Here is a 20,535-nt window from a genome sequence, read left to right on the forward strand (position 1 = left end):
ATAAGGAAATCTCTTTATTTTCCATAGTAGTACTCATAAATTCCTCCTGCGTCCGTTGCATCTTTTGATTTATGATTAAAAATAACTCCCTGTAGAGACATTTGTAATACTTCAAAGCGTTTGAGAACAGATTGTAGTAGCTTTTTCTTACATTTATTAATTGTTACTACGAGAAATATTTTAACTCCACAATTAGCCAGTAACATTACATCTGAAATAAGTCCAGCAGGTGGCGTATCAAATATTATGTAATCGAACTGATTTTCTAAGCTACTTATCATGTGTTTTAATGGACTATTGTATATAGTTTGATGTGGATCTTGGGGTAGATTTCCAGCAGGCATGCACCATAAATTGTCATTCAGTTTTACAGTTGCACTTTCAAGATCAGCTTTATTTAGAATGAAATCCGAAAAGCCTATTTCATGTGTTATATTCAAGCTGCTGGCGACTCTAGGTTTATAAAGGTCGGCATCTATAAGTAAAACTTTTTTTCCCGATTTTGCAATGGTTTGACACATATTGGTTGCGATCACCGTTTTTCCATCGCCAGCCCACGGACTTGTGATCGCAAATGTCTTTTGCTGATTTTCTAACAAAAGAACGCTTAATGATAATGAACGAAATGCTTCAGCAACGGGAGATTTTGCGTGATTGGTTACCGCAAATTCAATATCTTTTCCATAGTGCCGTTTAGAAATAAAAGGTATTTGGCCAAAAACAGCAACATCAACTAATTCGCGAATATCTTTTTCGTTTTGTATAGTGTCATCTAGACTTTCAAGAGCAAGTACTGACATTATTCCAAAGAAAATACCCAAAAGCCCGCTCATTATGTAATTTAATAGTGGACGTGGCCTGTAAATATCCTGTGAATTGGGAGGCAGTGCTTCATGAACACGCCTGATGTTGTTTACTTGATATTCACTAATAGCTTTTATTTCACCAACTTTATCCATGAAACTATTGTAAGTTTTTAATTGTAGACTATATTCACGTTTTGCGTGTTGGTAATCGATGTATATTTGTCTTTCTTTTAAAATTTTGTTTTTTTCTATTTTAAGTAGCTTTTCTAGTTGCTGTTTCTTAAAAACAAGCCCTAGATACTCTTGTTCTTCGCGATGTATAAATAATTTTGCTTCTTGCTCTATTTTGGAACGCGTATTTTCAATACTTTTTTTCAACCATACCATTTTGCGATGTTCAGGTTGATAGCGAAGACTGTTTTCTTCGTATTGCTGACGCAATTCAAATTCACGTTGACGCAAATCGCTTAGCAAATCACTTTCGCGAAAGAATTCTAAACGAAGAATCGCTTTTACTGTACCTTTTTCCCTGGCAAGGGCGCACTTATCATAATGATTCTTTTTAGTTAGGAGCTGGACATTCACATCTTGAATTTTGTCTACGAGTTTTTCAACTTGTGTTGTATTAAAATTATTATCGCTGTTAGTGAAAAATAGTACGTTTCTATTGCGTTCTTCAAAATCTTTGATACGCTCTTCCGCTTCTGTAAGTTTCTTTTTTCTTTGTGGAAGACCCCTGCTTAAAAAACCTAACAATTGGTTCTGTGATGATTTTTCATTGTGATTGTATTCTTCTATGAATATATCAATAAGAAGATTAGCTACAAGAGCGCAATTTTTAGGTTGTTTACCAATAACCCCGACTTCAAAAATATAGGTATTACGCCTATGAGTTACAGTAATTTGCTTTAGAACGCTTTTAATGGAGACTTGTTCTTTTGATTTACCAAAAAACTCTTTACATACATCATTATCCAAGCGTTTGACAAGTGAACGTGCGGTTCCTTCTCCTTGCAAAATTTGTTTTTGAGTGTTGACAAAATATTGCATATGAGAGCTGATTTTTTCTTGAATCTCTATACCTCCAATACTACGGTCTTGAGGAGGTGTTATAGACAAAACAGCGCTTGTCTTATAAAATTTACTTTGCTTAGATGTATAAAGTACACCACCTATAACAAATAGTACAAAAATAATTGCAATGAACCATTTTCTTCTATAAAAAAGCTCTAGGTAGTAGCGAAGATTAAAATTTAGATTTTCCATTTTTATAAAGTTTATCCTAATTACTAGTCTTATCCCTTGAAAGCAGAAGCTTTCTACTAGCCTCTACTTTACCATAAACCGTAGTCACAATAAACTACATCGCCTGATTCCATCTCTATATCTTGAGTACTATCTCCAGAAGTAATTGCATCAAAATCAATCGAAAACTTTTTAGTTTTGCCATTCTCAAAATAGCGAAATACACGTATAGAATGCGAAGCGTACTGCGTTAAGCCACCAGCATTAGCTATAACAGTTGATAAACGAACAGAGCGACCAACAATTCTTACAGTACCTGGTTTTTCTACTTCTCCATATACAGTCACAATGTTCTCGTTTTGAGATGGTACAACAATTATATCGTCTGGCTCTAATGAAATCATTTCGCTTTGCGTTGAAGAAGAAACGACGATAACCTTATGACCGTTTTCTTCTTGGCGTATGATTTTTATATTGTCGACATCAGCATCTTCAGTGGTTCCTTCAGCTAATGATAGAGCGTACAATAGATTCATTTTTTGATTTTTTTGCAGAGGAAATGATCCCGGAGATCTCACATTTCCTTGTACATGAATTTTCGGCGCTTCTTTTACAAGAATGAGATCGTTAGGCTGTAGTACAACGTCTTTTCTTATGTCGTATTTTTCTAAAAGTTCTTGGAGTGGAATTGCGATTATTTTTTGTTTGCCATTCACTCTTCTTGTTAGTGAGATGCGATTAAAATCAGCTCTCTTAGGAGATACCCCTGCTGAAATGAGAAGTTGACTAGCTGTCATTCCTTTTGTAGGTGTTAACAGAACACTATTTTTGCCTTCATCAACCCCATAAAGGTAGACACGTCTTTCTGCCCAATTCAAAACCGAAATATTTATCACTGGACGTTTATAGTATTTTTTGAGTTTACGAACAAGTTCATCTTCAAGTTCAGAAACAGTTCTATCTACTACTTCTATTTTTTCCACGTATGGATATGAAATAACACCTTTATTCGAAATAGTAAATTCGCGAACCATCTCGTCTTCTTCTGATAACTCAATTTTAATTTTGTCTCCTGGAATGAACCTTGCTTCGACATTTAAATTAAGATCTGGTATGCGCATAGCTCTGATTGGTTCTGAGATCTTATCAGTATTTTCTGTAGGTTCCTGTTGTTTTTTTTTCGCTTTTGCTAGTCTCTCAGCTTCTTGTCTCTCAGCTTCTAGCCTCTCTTTTTCTCGTCTCTCAGCTTCTAGCCTCTTAACTTCTTCTTCTTTCTTTTGTTCTGCAATCTTTTGGAGAGTTGATTTGTCAGCAACAATTGTAGAATTTTCACATCCATTTGTTAAAAAAATTAGCAAACAAAACAACAAACATAGTTTACTGTTAAAAAACAACATTGATACCTCCTCCGGTTTTTAGCCATGTAAAGTCAGCATTACTATCATCTTTCACCGCTAAATTGCAAAAAGCTTCGAATTCTACACCATCAAATAAACGGTATACAAAAATTACTCCTGCATCATAACGAGGACTAGTAGCTCCATTTTCAGGATTTCCGTGTAAAATACTAAAGTTGGTTTTGATAACAATATTTTCGGAAAGTAGATATTCTGATCCCAAACCAAAAACAGTGATCAATTGGAAATCCCCAGCAAAAGTAGGCAGTGTTTGACGTAAGGCTGAAATAGTAAAACGTAGATTTTCAGTCGGTTGCCAAACAAAAAATGCCTTTAATCCTACGTAATTAAAAGAAGTTCTATGGTCAAGACCCGCTTGCAGTAACAAATACAAACTTTTTGTAAAAGCAATTTCTACACCGGGTAATATTTTTACACCTAAAGTATCACTTTGTGGATCTCCAGCAACTATTTGTGCTTCTCGATAGTTGATGAAATCCCAGTCCACCTCAAAAATAAAGGTTACATTTTGGCGAGCCATATACTTCATGGTGTATGCTTGACCATAGTTTTCGTAATCTCCCTCAATATCCTCAAAATCTAAATAAGAGTGGAAAGTTGAAACTTCAAAAGTCAACTGTTTATATTGAAAACCCATTATCATATCTGCGCGATTTTGAAGCCATGGTGAACGATCATTTAAGTCGACGGTATTGGGTGTAGTGTTACGAGAAATACTATCTTTAAAAGAAAAGTAAAACGATTTTCCTTTGTAAGTAAAATCGACAGAGGCCTGAGGCAAAAATTGATCTAGAGAATTTTCATCGTAGTAATCTTCATAACGAAATACGCCAGTTAGACCTAGTTGCCAATTTTCTTGAACATAACGTACATCAGATTGGAGCTGTACTGCCGACACAAAATCGTCTTGGCGATCAGCACCGTCATTTAGAAATATATTACTATCGTAATAAAAGCTGGTAGATACTTTATTTGTCCATTGTAATGCCTGGGTTTTTGGAGTTAGGTCAAAACCGCGGTTTGCATAAAACAAATCAATTCCAGTAGGTCCTTGTGCTTGTTTTTGTTCTTCCTCTGGTACTGATTGCTCCTGCTCTTGTTCAGAGTTATTATTTTCTAATTCTTGCCCTACAATAAAGCTTAAAAAAAAGAATATTAGGCATATGTATTTCATCATTTTATTTTCCATTAAACTTCAGATTCATAACATTGTTCGAAAATATATGTTATTTATTACAAAAAAACATTTGAATGTTATTCGTAGTCTTCCTTTTCCTTTTTGCCTTCCTTTTTAAGGTGAGCAATTAATGAGTTTATTTCAAAATCATTGTTGTTAGTTTGTTGTGCTTTTTTAGCCCAATACAAAGATTTTTTATTTAACTTATAACGATAAAAAGAATAGGAAATGCGCTTGTACAAAGGAAAGGGATTTGCATAGTAAGGAGCATATTTTTTTGCTTTTTCTTCTGCGTCTGTCCACATTTTCCTTTTGTATAAAGATTGCAATAAATACATTAGATAATCAAAATTTTTGCGTTCGTATTCTACAGCTTTTTCAGCATATGTAATATGCTCATTTAACTGTTGCTTTCTTTCTGAAATAACTGCTCGCAAGTAAAAAAAATCGGCATTTTTGCCGTATTTTGTACCACATTGAACTAAAAATTGCTCGATTTTAAGTAATGGTATATTTGTATCTAGGCTTTTCTTTACCATAGCTAAACATAAGGAAAGATTTTCTAATTTGCTTAATTTTGCAATACTAACAGCCTCATTCCAATGTTTTTTCGTTATAAGAATCTGAGTAATTTCTTGAACAGATTGTTCATCTATATCAACTTTAGAATAGTTATCAAGAGCTATTGATAACTGATTTTTATGAACAGCAATGTGCCCTTGGAGTAAAGATTTCGTGGAAAAATCATCTTTTATGTGTTTTACCATTTGTTCGGCTATATTAACTTTATTGTTGTTTAGAAAATATTTAGCTGCGCGGATAGCGAAGTCGTTTTTTTTGGGAAAAATAACGCCATACCAACGCTCTTCTTTACTATAATGCTGTGCTACTTTACTCCAGGCTTTGAGTATACGTTCTAATTTTTCGGGATCTTTTCTTGAAAGTGCTAAAAATCGATCAGCAATTAGATTTATGTACAACTTTTCTTTTGTTTGTTGCCAACGTTTTAGCCAGTATTTGGCTATTTCAGAAGCATATCCTTTGTAGTATGGAGCGAGAAAAACGGCAGTAATCATCGACTTGTCGGCATCTTCATAACGTTTTTGTTCAAAGTAAATTTTTGCTAAATATATATGTACTTTGTAGTTACTAGGCATTGTTTTTCGCGTTTTTTGCAAGTAAATTTCAGCTTGTTTTAAAAGTTCGATTTTTTTTGCAAAATGTAAACGCGAAGCCTCGTAGTATAAAAAACCTATTTTATAGCAAAGATGAGGGTCTTGTTTATTCCACTCGTGGGCTATTTTTAATTGCTCAACTGTGTGGAGCATCCACTTACGTTGTTTAATAACACTAAGCTTTCGGTTTTCGTAGAAAGTATCAAATACTTTTGGAGGTTGTAGATATTCACCGCATACAAAAGTAAAGCATTGTATTGATACGAATACTGTGCATAAAGCAAAGAGTACCAGTATTAGGTAAGAGCTTTTGGTCGCTGCTTCAAAAACAACTTTTTTTCGAGTGATTAGTAAACCCATAACGGCAGCAAGTAGCAAACGATGACTATTTATTTGAAAGCTAAAGTCGACTACCGCGTGACAAAAAAGCACAACGCAACTAGCCATAGCACCTGCCCATAGGCTACGGGATAAAACACATTCGTCGCGAATAGCCCATGCATACTTTAACCACACCATTACAATTATTAAAAACAATAACACTCCTACAAAACCATACTCCACAAGAAATTGTAAGTAATCATTATGTGGATAATGATAATGATTCAAGTAGGGTTTACTATAGACAGGGAGTATATAATAAAAATTATTTCCACCTACTCCCAAAGGATAGTCCAAAGAAATATTAGCACTTACTTCCCACAACTGAGAACGAACGTCTCCTTTTTCTGCAAACAGTGAAAAACGTTCGTATATGTTATGAAAAGTTGACAGATACAAATATAAAAGAAATATTAAAATTAAAGGAATAAATATCTTTGCACTGTATATTATCTGTTTTCGAGTTATTTTTTGTAGATGAAGATAAAGTAAAAAAAAGCAAAGACTTGCGACCAGAAAGCTGAGAACTACTCCTTTTGACACACTAAGAAATATAGAAAGTGTGATAGTCATTGTTGATATAAAAAGTATTGAAATTTTGTGGAAATTTCGACTTTGCCAAATACAAATAACTATATTTTTTTTATTTGATTTTTTTACAGTTTGGACTACTAGTTTTGTTAACCACGCAGTAGAAATTACTCCAATCATGGAAATAAAGCAGGCATATGTATTGCGATTAATAAATGTTCCGTGTACACGTCCTTCAATACTAGGAAGGTATGTTATAGGATCTATCCCTAAAAATTGTACAATTCCTAAACAAGCCTGAATAAATCCTATCGCTATAATCGCAGCTAAAAAAAAGTGAGTTTGTTTTTTTGTATAAGTAATTTGTGGTATTAAAAAAAACATAAGTATTGGCAAAAGCCAATTGTAGATAGCAAGATGCATTTCATATTGATTTGTTGTTGTACTTGAAATATCCCATGGTAAAGGTATGTCTTGCATAACAAAAGGTATTTTTAAAACTTGTTCTTGTAATAAAAATGATTGCAAAATCATATAAGAAAACATCATTAGTACAACAATGAGTAGCCACTTAGGTATTTGCAATATATTTTGTTTTGTATTTTTAAATAATACAAAAAACCAACATATTACAATCGTAGCTAACAAACTATTCCACACTACAATATCCACACCGCCATAGAATAGCGATGCTACAAATAAAATGCTTACTACAATAAACAATAAAAATCTATCAACTACCTGACTTATGTTTTTTAGAATCACTTTCACTTACTTTCTATCTTGAATTTAATTTCCAGATTCCTTAGAATCACCCACTTGACCATTCGTATCGTTTTCACTTGCTCCATCGCCTATATCATCGAAAACATCAGAAGGGCTACTACCACCGCCTCCAGCATCGCCACCGCCATCGCCTCCAGCATCGCCACCGCCATCGCCTCCAGCATCGCCACCGCCATCGCCACCAGCATCACCATCGCCTCCAGCATCGCCATCGCCTCCAGCATCGCCATCGCCACCAGCATCGCCATCGCCTCCAGCATCGCCATCGCCTTCACCGTCGCCTCCAGCATCGCCATCACCTTCACCGTCGCCTCCAGTATCGCCGTCACCTTCGCCTTCAGCATCACCTTCGCCGTCGCCTTCAGAATCACCTTCACCGTCGCCTTCGGAATCACCTTCGCCGTCGTCTTCAGAGTCGCCTTCGCCGTCGTCTTCAGAGTCGCCTTCGTCGTCACCTTCGTCGTCGCCTTCGTCGTCACCTTCGTCGTCACCTTCGTCGTCACCTTCGTCGTCACCTTCACCATCGTCCTCAGAATCGCCACCATCATCGTCACCACCGTCATCGTCACCACCCGAAGATTCTTCAGCTAAACTATCTTGGTTGGTGCTATCGCTAGCAGTTTGATCGATCATATCGCCCATAGCATCAGCAAATTCTGGGTTTTCATCAGCAAGGTTAATCATTGTACCTACTCCACTTTGTTCTAAATTCTCAGGAGTTGATTCTGGTACGCTTGCTACAACTTCAAAACTACCTTCAGAATCGACGTTTCCTTCAGTAATAGCAACACTACCTTTGTTTACAATGTTTTGTGGTTCTTGCCCAATTTCCTGCCCAGCAACAGCACTTACTTCAGAATTTGGATTATCTTCCATAACGGCAGCATCCGACTGGAAACTATTGGTAGCGCCGCTTTCTCCTGATGTAGCAAGACTATTATCACTTGATTGTTCTATGACACTGTCTGGTGCGGTACCTTCAAGGGGTTTTCCATCTAATTCGTCATAAGTACCTTCTTCAAAAGCCATGTAAGACTCGTGTTTTTGGGAGCTTACATTAGTTAATTCTGTCACAGAGCTTGAGGCCTCAGAACTTGGATTTAAAGCCAAAGAATCTACAGAAGAATTGATAGCTCCTTGAATGTTGTTAAAACTTTGTTGTTGAAAAGCAGAACTATAACTACCATAAACGCTACTAGACATTGCAGAAGCTTCGCCAGGATTCATTACTTGAGCATTTGAATAACTTCCTGCTATATCGGTATTTCCTTGAAGAGTTGTTACTCCTGACTGGTTACTTTGCGCATCAAAAGCGGTTTCTACTACTGTACCGCGAAGTCCACATACCATATTTGGGGTTTGTAGAAAGTTTTTAACTTTCGATTTCTTACCACTTTTAAACCAAAGTTTTCCAGTAAAGCAAGTGATACGACGCTCTTTGCCTTTTCCTGAAGATTTTTTCTTTTGTTGAACAAGTGTACTGGTAAAAGGACGTACTTTTAAAAGTCCACCATCAGCAAATTTAATTTGCGCTTTGCCGCGTTTGGTTTGTACATGGTCTCCAGCATAAAGTATTCTTCCTGGTCTTTTCACGCGTTGAATCTTGCGCCCAGAACGAACAATCACAAAACCCTTTACTTTTGTTATACGACCAAGTTGTGGTTTTGTCGGTACTGCGGCAATTTCAACAACTGTTCCACGAAGTCCACATACCATATTTGGTGTTTGTACATAGTTTTTGATTTTTTTGTTAAAACCACTCTTCATCCACAGTTTACCAGAAAAACAAGTAACGCGACGTTTGGTTTTGCCTTGCTTTTTTTTCTGTTGTATACGAATGCGCGAAAATGGTCTAACTTTGATGACAGCACCGTCATTTAGGGTGATAACTGCCTTACCGCGTCTTGTTTGAACACGGTCATCAGCGTAAACCAAAACACCTTTTTTACGTATCCGTAGTATTTTTTTCCCCGATTGTAGTATTACTCTACCTTTTACGGCAGTAATTCTACCAATTTCTTTTTTCTTTGGGAAAGCACCTATTTCAACTTCTGTACCGCGAAGTCCACATACCATGTTTGGTGTTTGTAGGAAGTTTTTAATTTTTGATTTTTTACCACTTTTAAACCATAACTTTCCTGCGAAACACGTAACTCTGCGTGTCTTTTTTCCGTTTTCCATTTTACTACCAATACGCGTACTGGAAAATGGACGAACAGTCATACGAGCACCATCGTTAAATAAAATTTTAGCGTGTCCTCTTTTTGCTTGTATGAAGTCTCCATTTTTTAATGGATACCCCTTTTTTTTAACTCGCAAGATCTTTCTACCACTTTTTATGATCACATATCCCTTATAATACTCGACTTTAGCTATGGATTCAGCAAAACTAAATGGAATTATTAAGGTAATAGAGAAAAGTATAATGAGGTTGCGTAACATATTTTCTCCTATCTAGATTTCATATTAATTTAGGGCGTTAATGTGTATCGATGCCCTACAAAAAAACTGAAAGTTTTAATTTTAATACATAGTATTTCAGTAAAACGGCATGAATAAATTTAATATTGAGAATAAATATTTGAGATGTAGTGATGTTACAACTATATTACTAACACCACTACATTTCAAATGGAAATTTATTTAGATGCTAAGCGGAACACTCCATCCCATTCTTCGCCTTCGGCTACAGGAGGGTTTTCCTTGTAAATTTTACAACGTTCGATAAAAACTTCAGAAGGAGTTGTTTTTCCATCAGGAACACGTTCTTGTTCGAGAGCTTCCTCAAACTTTGCAAGAGCTTTATCCCATTTCATGTCTTGGTAAAGTTTCATCGCTTCATCGAATAAAGGCAGCAGCAATTTTTCGCGAGGTGATAAATCTCCTTTTAAAGAAATTACTTCGTAAACTTTTATTGGTTCCGATTTACCAACTACGGTAATTTTATCGATAAAACGCAATTCAATCATCTCATCCATGCGTACTTTGCGTTGTAAGGACTCGCTTTCATATTCATGTTCAGCAGTAAAGTGGCTAACTAAAGTGTATACGCCGTACTGTTTTGCACCAGACTCTAATCGCGCTGCCAAGTTAACTGGGTCACCCATCATTGTATAGTTCATACGAGTTTTTGATCCCATATTTCCAACAACAATTTCACCAACGTTAATTCCAATACGCATGCGCATTTCGTGAACAATTATAGGCCACTTGTCTCCTGGTACCCACTCTCCATCAGGAAGACCTTTTACATTACGATTTTCTTCGGTACGCTCTTGTCGCCACTTTGCTTTTAAATCTTCGAGTTTGTCTTGCATACGTATAGACGCTCTACAAGCATAAAATACGTGTTCTGCTGTTTTTAGAGGTGCGCCAAAGAAAGCAATAATCGCATCACCTTCATACTTGTCTAAAGTACCTTGTTCTTCTAGAAGTATGTCGGTCATTGCGGTTAAGTACTCGTTGAGAAGCTCTACTACCTGGGTTGCAGTTAGCTTTTCGGAAAATGTTGAGAAGCCTTGAATATCAGTGAAGTAAGCTGTAAATATACCACTTTCTCCTCCCAACTGCGGCTGGACTTTTGAATCGTACATGATCTCTATGAGCTCAGGAGAAATATATTGAGAAAATGTGTTTTGCAAAAATTTACGATTTCTCTCCTCTGTCAACAATCGTAGTGATACAATCCCTGAAAACAATAGAGTGTTTACCGTAATGAGAGGCATAACGTTTATGCATAGATTGTCGTTGGAAAAAATATGATAACCCACATACGCAGAACCCAAAGAAGCAATAACAAACAATCCCAAACAGTAACTTATGTTTGACCATCTATAAACCAGAGCCAAAACAAATGCGAAAATGAAAAATACAATGCTCTGTCTTGTTTGCGAAACATTTATAAGTTGGTTACCAGTCGCAATAGTATTAAAAGCATTCGCCATAATACCTATTCCAAACATATCACCAAAAGGCGTTGTCTTCACATCATCGGCCATTCCTGTAGAATATGCACCTACAAATAGATATTTTCCGTAATAATTGAATGTTCCTTCAGCATATATATCATAAAGGGCGTCAACTAACTGTCTTTTTGACATGAGAGGGATTTGTTCTTTTGGTAATCCCATTTGCTCAGCCCAGTTTCTGTAGTACTGTGAATATTCGCGAAAACTTAAACTTTCATTTGCTTCTGTTTGTTCTGCCATTTGTTCGAAAAACAAACCATAAAAAAAGTAGTATCCGAATGCTTGATTCTCTTCAAAGATGTATGTTTGAAACTCCTCTTCTCCACCTTCAGGGTATGATTCTGTAAATTCTGTCATAACTTCTTGGCGTTTTTGGTGACAGTGATTAATGAACCAATCGGTTGTTTCTTGAGGAATTTTTTGTCCTTTACCTGGAAAATCAGGAACAAAGCCTATCTTATAACCATCTAAAAAACTCTTCGTCGGAATTGTCTTGTATTTTATCCCTTCTCCGGTATCTTCATCGATGAAAGATTTTTCGAGCTTAGCAGGATAATTGATTGGCGATAAATAGTTCTGAAATTCTGTTGATGGCGTATGAATAACTAAATCTTGTTTTTTGTAAAAAACGCAGAAAATTTTCTTAGATTTTGCTGCAATAGCAGCATCGTAAACCTCTCTGCCATCTATCAAGTGATAATTTTCACCTTCTTGCAGCAAGTGCACAGGATATGTAGGAGCTCCATCTTCGTCTATTTGCTTGACTTTCGTTTCATAGAATAAGTAGTTGAAAACATTTTTATTGTATGATTTTTTTTCTTCAGAAAGCTTTATTTTTTCTTTTAGCTCAGCAAAATCGCGTTTTTCTGGTTCTGTAGTGTTACTAATTGCAATATGTGCGTCTTTTAGTGTAACTTTCTCTTCGCTAACAACAACATTCTCTCGTGCCACGCGATAACGAGTAAGAAGCATGTTTAAAACACTAGAGTAAAAATAAAATTTTTCACCTTTGTCATTTTCGTATACGTGGACAATTGGAAATCGTCGCACAATTTGATCTCTGTCGGGTACCGTATTGACAGAAGAAAGCATCGAAGTGGTTGCAAATTTATCTAGAACAGGTTCTAGCGAACGGTAATTAGGATTTTCTTCTGGCGGTGCTTTTTGCGAATAATCTTGAACTATTTTTTCTGTGGCTTTTATATTTTTAAGATATGAAATGTCTGGACGCGGCTGCGCAACGAGAAATAAGTCAGTGTACACATTGTCGTATTTGGATAGCACTTTGGCAAACTTATCATCGCTTTTGTTAAAGATAGTACTTACTTTGTCTAAAAGCTCTGGATCATTTTGCAATTCGTTAACTACAGTCCTTGGCACCTGCTCAGGTAAAACAAAAGTTATATCAATCTGCATTTGTTTTGGTCCGAACTTATTGACAGCATCAACATACTGTCCATATACATCGCGATACCAAGGCCACTTTCCAACAGCTCCAAGCGATTGATCATCCATGGTAATGATCATCGTGTCTTTGTCTGTATACGGGTTTAATTCCTCATCATTGTCAACATACTTGCTCAAACTACTGGAACGCATCGAAAAATAAAAATCTCGCAAAAGGTTTTCAGCCCGATCTAGGAGGGTAAAATCGATGAGTACATAATGTAGGCCAGTAATGACAAAACTAATAAAAAGCACATAAATGACTTTTTTATTCACAACATTCTCCATAAAATAATTTGGTAGTTAGAACGCATTCGTATTCAAGTTTTTTAATATGATGTGGTGTACATTTGGTCAATAATGAAGTACTTTGAAAGTGCGCGATGCCGTTTTGCAATTGAAAAATAATGTAGTTTAGTGTCTGGTACTTGGAAAATGCAGAGGCTTCTGTAATCTTTAAAACAACTAAAAATGCGAATAGAAACGTATCTAAATGTAAAAATGCGAAAATTATGTACAATTTTCGCATTTTTGTTGCTTTTTTACCAGTATAAAATTAATCGTTGTGTTAAGAGTGTTTAACGGCGCTTACGTTTACGCTTTTTGGCCATTTTTTTGTCGTGCTCAGGAACTCCTTTGTTGTATTTGTATTTTTTACGCCCCATATCAATATATTGCGCAGTATCAAACATTTCAAAAGGTAAGAATGGACGCTCAGCCATGCGTTCGTGAAGTACTTGGTCTGAACTTTTTAAGCCCGTATCGACAAAAACACTGTCGCGTTTAAAATCAGACTCACTACGTTTTTCAATATTTTTGACATCAAAGCCTTGTAATTTACTTTGCTTATGCAGCTTTTTGTCGGATAAAAAAGCTTTTTCTAAGTGTGCATCGAGAAATAATTCATTGCGCTTTGAAATAGAAACTCTTGAACTATGATAAAGTTTATTCAAAGAAGTGGCTAATTTCACTTCAGAAAGAAATGCATCAGGATTCCAAAAGCCAGGTAAGCAATTCACTACTCGTGCGTCTTTGGTCATAAAAAACATTTGAACGTTATGATGACCAGAACAGTTAGTAACAGTTACTGCCTCGTAAGAAGGAAGGTGTTTATTTGAAGTTCCTGCGTATGTTGTTTTATTTGCAATATTGCGTAAACCACATACAAAGTTTTTTTTCATAAATCTCATTACGCGTTTATCAGAGAGCGTCACGGCTCTCAAAGAATGGCCCGCGCTTCACAAACCACCGTCGAGTTCACCAACAACTTGCAACCAAAAAATCATTTTGTTTTTTTGTTGAGCTTGTTTTTGTAGATCTTCAAAGGAATCACTCCAATTGTAAACCTTCATTACTTTGGCAACGTTTTTTTCAACTTGGTTAGCTGAAATAGTTTGTTTTAGAGTGTCAGCGTATAAAGCGCTTAAAACAAATAATAATATCAATATTTTGTTCATAAAATCTCCTCTAGAAGAGGACTAGCACTGCAAAATTGACAGAGGCTAGTCTGATTGTTTTTTTAGCCACGATTTCCACTGGCCTTCTTCAGAAAATGGCAAATTAGTTATTGCTGATAGAGTAGTGAAAATTTTGTTTCGGATTCTATCATTTTTTATTGGCAATATTTTAATTAAATCTTTTATAGCATGTTTCGCTTTTGTAGTAGAAAGAGCAGTAAGTATAGCTAGGCACTGCACCTCATTGCGACGATCCAGTTTTTTGACTAAATATTTAGTAACGGTTTGACTTTGCAATTGAGCGAATGACTGCACAATTTTTTGTTGTAGAGAAATCAATTTTTTTTGTTGTTTACTCTGTATTTCTAACTTTTTTTTGGATAGTTCAAAAAAACGTTGGTGTTTTTCCAGTTCTTCTTCAGAAAGTTTTTTATTTTTATTAGCTAGCTTAAATAGTTTATCAATACGTTTTTTTAAGAACACAATATTTTTTTCTAATTCTTCATCTAACTCTTGTGTGTAATCAACTAGCTGTAGCATAACCTGTGCAGCATGTTGTGACGGAATATTTGCAAGTTGAGAAAGCATAGGCTGTAAATTATCAGGTGAAATACTTGGAAAAGCATAGTTTTCAAGTACTTTGATTAATTTTTTCTTGAGAAGCTCTACATCGTACTCTTGTACCTCTGCTGATTTTTCCCGTTTTGCACGTTTTGGAATTTCTGGTTTAACTACCTTCGAAATTTGGGTATCTTTTTTAGGCGCTTTTTCTTGCTTTTTTGCTTTCGAGGAAGAGTCTTCTTTTTGAGGTTGATCATTTGCTTGGGACTGTTTCTTGTTAGCCAAATTATCTAAATTATCAAGTAAGCGATCTCTTTGTTTACGAACTAAGCGTAATTGTTCTTGAGTAAGTTGAAGTAAATTATTTTTTTTATCAATAGTTTTTTTTTGGTTCTCTAAACGAATTTTTGATTTTTTTAGGAGATCTTCATGTTCTTGTAGAACAGAATTGGTTTTTTCTAGGTTTCTTATTTTTTTTGCAGATGTTGTAAGTTCTTTCTCTGAGGATTCTAATTTACTTTTTAAATCCTCAGAGATTTGTTGATAATCTTCACTAAAGAAGAGTATAACCGAACAAATAGCCGCAATTGCCGCGACACTCCACGGAAGTATTGAGGAACTTTGTTCTTTTTGCTCAACGGCAGATAAAATATCTGGTGGAGTTTCAACAAGATTCGCATGTGAGCTTTCATCTGAGGATAATGCTTTTTTAGATGGGTTTATGTCTGCGTACATTAAACGCCAGTGTTCTCCAAGTATAATCTCGTCTCCGTCTTTGAGTGTTTGTCCGCATGCTTTTTCTTTACCAACAAAAGTACCGTTACGCGAAGAAAAATCATATATACAAACGTTACTCTCAGCATCGCGAATAAGAATACAATGTGCTTTAGAAACATTCGCATCGTTTATTTGTATCTCATTAGAAGACGAACGTCCTATACGCGTTAGTCCGTAAGATATAACTTTATCTTCGCGTTCAGGATTACTGACAAATACAATTAGCGGAGCGTGTTTTTCCATTTCCATTTTTTTCTCAGCTTAAATTATTTTTGGCTAGGGGCCTGTTATAAAATTAACGTTGGCTACAAAATTGGATGCATCTTCAGATTCGTCGTAAAAAGCATAAAAATCCTCTTAACTTAACTACTGCTAGGTTTACGAGAATTTTGATACTTTTTCCTACTCAAAAGCGCCTACAATTTTTCGCTTCAACGCAATTTTGTAACAGGCTCTTAGGCGTGTTAGTACGCCATGGTCACTATTATAGTGTAGGTTTACCGGAAAAATCAGTGATTTTATTTTACTCCAACGGTTAAAGCATCTACTCTTCTAGGATCTGAAGCACCAAAAAAGAATTTACTACTACGCATAATACTTTGCGTACTACCCATCACACTTTTCTGTATAACACGGTGTCCTTTTTTACGTAATAAACGAATAGTGTCGATACTAAGCCCTTTTTCTATTCTTATCTCGTCAGGATACCACTGATGATGAATTCTTGGTAAACTGCTTGCCTCTGCGATATTGAGGTTATGATCAATTACATTGAGAATAATTTGCAAAGTAGTTGTTATAATTCTACTTCCACCTGGACTGCCTGTCACTAAAAATGGTTTATCATCTTTAATAACAATTGTTGGGGTCATTGAACTAAGCATTCTTTTTTGTGGTTCTATAGCATTTGCTTTTCCACCTAAAAGACCAAAAGCATTTGGAACACCTGGTTTGGCAACAAAATCATCCATTTCATTGTTTAGCAAAATGCCTGTACCTGGTACAGTAATTCCTGAACCGTAACTAAAGTTTAATGTATATGTATTTGATACGGCATTCCCATACTGGTCCATGACTGAGAAATGGGTTGTGTCATTGCTTTCGTGCTTCCATGGATCATCAGCAAATATTTTCTCACTCGGTGTAGTATTTCCTAGTTTAATTTTCGATAATAGATGTTTTGCATACGATTTCGAAATAATTCCATCGATAGGTACCTTTACAAAATCAGGGTCCCCTAGGTGCTTGGCTCGATCTGCATAGGCAAGTTTCATCGCTTCCGCCATAACATGCAAAGTTTGTGCGCTGTTTTGCCCCCAATTGCCAAGAGGATAGTGTTCTAATATATTCAACATTTGTACAAGATGAACTCCTCCAGAACTTGGTGGGGGCATAGAGTAAATATCATATCCACGGTATTTACCATGAATAGGAGTTCGTAGACTCGGACGGTAAAGTTTTAAGTCTTCTAAAGTAATGAGTCCGCCATTCTTGTGCATTTCGCTGGCAATTTTTTTCGCGATTTGTCCTTCGTAAAAAGCCTTCACTCCTTGTACGGCAATCTCTTTTAAAGACGTGGCCAGATCTTTTTGTTTTATAATATCGCCAGGCTCGTAGTTTTTGTCGCCTTTGAAAAATATTTTGGCGCTTGCAGGGCTCTTGGTAAAACGCCCTCTCAATGCTTTCAATGAGTCAGCCAGACCTGGACTAACTTTAAATCCCTTTTCAGCGTAGTGAATTGCTGGTTGTAGTGCTTTTTCTAATGAATAAGTTCCATATTTTTGTAGTGCTAACGCTAATCCAGCGACTGTTCCTGGAACTCCAGAAGATAAGAGACTAAAGCGTGCTTTCTCATTATCTACATTACCTTTTTTGTCTAAAAACATATCTGCGGTTGCTTTGACAGGAGCTTTTTCTCGGTAATCAATAGTAATTGCTTTTTGGGTTTTGGCGTCATAAACAACCATAAAACCACCGCCTCCAATATTGCCTGCTCGTGGAAGTGTAACCGCTAAAACAAAGCCAACTGTCACCGCTGCATCAATAGCATTTCCTCCATCTGCTAGAACTTTAGCCCCTGCTAAAGTAGCCAGAGATTCTTGAGAAGCCACCATTCCTTTCTTCCCATACACAGGATGAAAAATATCATTGCCGCTAAAGATAGGAGCATCTTGCGATAAGATAGTTATACTTGAAATAGACACACACAAAAACGCTAAGATAAGTTTGCTCCGAAAATACATTTTTTTCTCACTTTCGCAAAGAGTTGCTCTAAAACAGAGGAAACGACTGTTGTATAAAACCGTACAAATAATGGATGTGGAAATAAATAATATATCCAATTTTGCTGTCGGAATTTTATTCGTCAGCTAGACATTTCGATACGGAATGAATTTGCAAAGATGGCGATTTCTGTTATATAATAAAAACTAAACATATATGCCCTAAAAGCGCAAACACATCCTAGTACCTTATAAAATTAGTTTGATTGATAATTACTTTATAGGGTAGTGTTTAATTCGAGGAGATTCTTTTGTCCCATATAAAATATATCATAAAAAGGGATGGCTCAAAAGAAAGTTTTGAACCTAAAAAAATAATCGATGCTATTGAGAAAGCAACAGAGTCTGTTGGAAGAGATGGAGAGGGAATTGCCAATAAAGTGCAAGAGCAGGTTATTAAGGAAATTGAAAAAATATTTGATTGCAATATACCTAAAGTCGAAAAAATCCAAGATCTTATCGAAAATACTTTGATTCAGATGCAGTACGCAGATATTGCAAAAGCTTACATAATATATCGACATGAAAGAGAAAAAGAGCGCGAACAAAATTTTTTCACCGTGTATAGAGAAAACTTATTAAAGAATATAAAAAAGCGCGATGGACAAGTAACAACTTTTGAAGCGAACAAGATATACCAAGCAATAGAAAGTGCAGCAGAAGTTGTTTGTGCTGTTGATTCCGTGGTAATTACAAAATTGACAAATCAAGTTATTTGGTCTTTGAATGAACGTTTTCCTCCTTGGGGAATACCTGAAGTAGAAGATATACAAGATATTGTAGAAAAAGTACTCATGAAAAATGATTTAGATAAAGTTGCAAAAGCATATATCCTTTATCGTAACAATCGCGCAGACAAAAGAAAACACTAGAGTATAAGTTATATGTCTTACTTCAACTGTTGATTGAAATTACAAAACAAATACAACAAAAATTTAGTGAAAATACCACTTAGTTGTTCGCGATTAAAATTTTGTTGTATTTGTTTTTTTACATGGTAAAATTACGGATAACTACGCTTTAAAAGTAATCTACTGGCTATTTGATTTATATACACCTAAAAACAGTCTTGTTGACAAGCAGATGTGTACGTTGTACAATAAGACTTAGAGCTTATTATTAGTGGGTAATCTTGAGATGTTTTATCAAACATCTATAAATTTAAAATAACACTAGGGTTTACAGTCAGTTTTGCGATAGGCTTTCAAAAAGCAAATAGTACATATCGTTCTTTTCACTGTTATTGATAAGTTAAAACTTGAGCTTAATAACCAAGTTACCATTCTCTAACAAGTAATACATTCTAAATAATCTTAAAACGAGATAAATATGTCTATTGAGGAAAAACGCCCCTTTTCTCCAGATGAAATAATCGACGAAGAAGTAAGTGGTTATAAAATAGTTCAGCGTATTGAGGATAGTTTAGTATATTTAGCTTTTTGCAAAGATATAAAAAAGCAAGTGGCTATCAAGATTTTTTACCCTAATCCCTATGCTGACAACCAACAACTTGTCGTGGATCGCCTTAACACAATATGTCAATTAAATCACCCAAATATTGTAAAAACATACGAAGTAGGTGAAATACGAGGAGCTGTTTATTGTGTTATGGAGTATATTCCTGGGGAAAATCTATACGACCTCATGAAGAGAAACCCGAGACTTCATTGGGGAGCTGCGGCTGAAATTGGACGCGAATTAACCCAAGGTTTGGTTGCCGCTCACAAACTAAATATATTACATCTAAGCTTACATCCCGATAGAGTACTTTTAGGTAAAGATGGACAAATCAAGGTGAACTTCTGTAACGAAGGCTTGATTACACCAAGCAATGAAATAGTCCATTATGTAGCTCCGGAATTATTTCTTGGGCAAGATATTCAAAAAAGTAGTGATATATATTCGCTCGGAGCTGTTATTTATCATATTGTAACAGGTAATCCGCCTCTTGCAGGTAAAGAACCAAAAGAAATTGCTTTGATTCACAGACAGTTGTCGCCTGTAATCCCATCTTATGGAGTTGCTGATGTTCCGCACCCTCTTTCTCTCCTTTTAGAAAGAACGATGACTAAAAAATTAGAACAACGATACAACAACTCTTTTGAGCTTCTTGGTGCCCTCAACAACTTTTTACTTAACGAAGCTTGTGTTCACTATTACGATCACAAAGGAAGAAAGCTAAAGATAACGCCTAAAAGATATCATTTAGGCTCATACAAAGATCTTGTTACTCAGGTCGTTAAAGCTGATCGTGATGAGTCGTTTGTAGAAGAAATGCGCCGTTTAGAAAATGAATCGATAAAAAACAGAGTACCTAACGTTCAAGATCTATTTAATGATTCAATGATGAATGATGATAACCAGGCAAAACCATTACTTTCAAGTAAAGATACTTCTATTGTACAAAAAGCAACTCATTATTTGAGAATACGGTTAGGAAAAAAATATACACATGTTTTATTTTCTTGTTTTTGTAGTTTTGCTTTGAGTATATTTTTGATGTTTGTTTTTATGTTCATTTAGGT

The 20,535-nt window shown here is 35.7% G+C and carries 12 protein-coding genes; 2 read left to right on the forward strand and 10 right to left on the reverse strand.

The annotated features are described in order from the left end of the window. Positions 1 to 14 precede the first annotated feature (14 nt). The 10 genes from UABHE_RS04045 to ggt form a co-directional block, all read right to left on the reverse strand. Positions 15 to 2,072, reverse strand: a complete 2,058-nt coding sequence (locus UABHE_RS04045; protein ID WP_372368945.1) for a GumC family protein — start codon at positions 2,070 to 2,072, stop codon at positions 15 to 17. Between the two features lie 68 nt (positions 2,073 to 2,140). Beyond that, on the reverse strand, positions 2,141 to 3,448 hold the full coding sequence (locus tag UABHE_RS04050; protein WP_372368946.1) for an SLBB domain-containing protein: 1,308 nt from the start codon (positions 3,446 to 3,448) through the stop codon (positions 2,141 to 2,143). Next, positions 3,435 to 4,646 carry a hypothetical protein gene (locus UABHE_RS04055; protein ID WP_372368947.1) on the reverse strand — a complete coding sequence of 404 codons (1,212 nt, stop codon included), beginning with the start codon at positions 4,644 to 4,646 and terminating at the stop codon, positions 3,435 to 3,437. The genes UABHE_RS04050 and UABHE_RS04055 overlap by 14 nt, the downstream gene beginning before the upstream one ends. A gap of 77 nt (positions 4,647 to 4,723) precedes the next feature. Next, positions 4,724 to 7,504, reverse strand: a complete 2,781-nt coding sequence (locus tag UABHE_RS04060) for an O-antigen ligase family protein (RefSeq protein ID WP_372368948.1) — start codon at positions 7,502 to 7,504, stop codon at positions 4,724 to 4,726. Positions 7,505 to 7,522: 18 nt separating this feature from the next. Then, a complete protein-coding gene (locus UABHE_RS04065; protein ID WP_372368949.1) occupies positions 7,523 to 9,961 on the reverse strand; it encodes a FecR domain-containing protein in 2,439 nt (812 codons plus the stop codon). Positions 9,962 to 10,158: 197 nt separating this feature from the next. Then, complete coding sequence (locus tag UABHE_RS04070; RefSeq protein WP_372368950.1) at positions 10,159 to 13,209, reverse strand: CHASE2 domain-containing protein; 3,051 nt, start codon at positions 13,207 to 13,209, stop codon at positions 10,159 to 10,161. 302 nt (positions 13,210 to 13,511) lie between these two features. Beyond that, positions 13,512 to 14,114: a hypothetical protein gene (locus UABHE_RS04075; RefSeq protein ID WP_372368951.1), complete on the reverse strand. Its 603-nt coding sequence runs from the start codon at positions 14,112 to 14,114 to the stop codon at positions 13,512 to 13,514. 57 nt (positions 14,115 to 14,171) lie between these two features. Further along, on the reverse strand, positions 14,172 to 14,390 hold the full coding sequence (locus tag UABHE_RS04080) for a hypothetical protein (protein ID WP_372368952.1): 219 nt from the start codon (positions 14,388 to 14,390) through the stop codon (positions 14,172 to 14,174). Positions 14,391 to 14,435: 45 nt separating this feature from the next. After that, positions 14,436 to 15,971, reverse strand: a complete 1,536-nt coding sequence (locus UABHE_RS04085; RefSeq protein WP_372368953.1) for an FHA domain-containing protein — start codon at positions 15,969 to 15,971, stop codon at positions 14,436 to 14,438. Between the two features lie 275 nt (positions 15,972 to 16,246). Further along, positions 16,247 to 17,971: a gamma-glutamyltransferase gene (gene ggt, locus UABHE_RS04090; RefSeq protein ID WP_372368954.1), complete on the reverse strand. Its 1,725-nt coding sequence runs from the start codon at positions 17,969 to 17,971 to the stop codon at positions 16,247 to 16,249. A gap of 290 nt (positions 17,972 to 18,261) precedes the next feature. On the opposite strand from ggt, the gene UABHE_RS04095 reads away from it, so the two are divergent. Both UABHE_RS04095 and UABHE_RS04100 read left to right on the forward strand, forming a co-directional pair. Further along, the gene (locus UABHE_RS04095; RefSeq protein ID WP_372368955.1) at positions 18,262 to 18,882 is read left to right on the forward strand and encodes an ATP cone domain-containing protein; all 621 of its coding nucleotides are present in this window, start codon (positions 18,262 to 18,264) and stop codon (positions 18,880 to 18,882) included. A gap of 457 nt (positions 18,883 to 19,339) precedes the next feature. Beyond that, positions 19,340 to 20,533 (forward strand): serine/threonine-protein kinase, encoded by a 1,194-nt coding sequence (locus UABHE_RS04100; protein ID WP_372368956.1) that lies wholly within the window; start codon positions 19,340 to 19,342, stop codon positions 20,531 to 20,533. The last annotated feature ends 2 nt before the right edge of the window (positions 20,534 to 20,535 follow it).

Source organism: Candidatus Uabimicrobium helgolandensis, from assembly GCF_041508025.1.
GTDB lineage: Bacteria > Planctomycetota > Uabimicrobiia > Uabimicrobiales > Uabimicrobiaceae > Uabimicrobium > Uabimicrobium helgolandensis.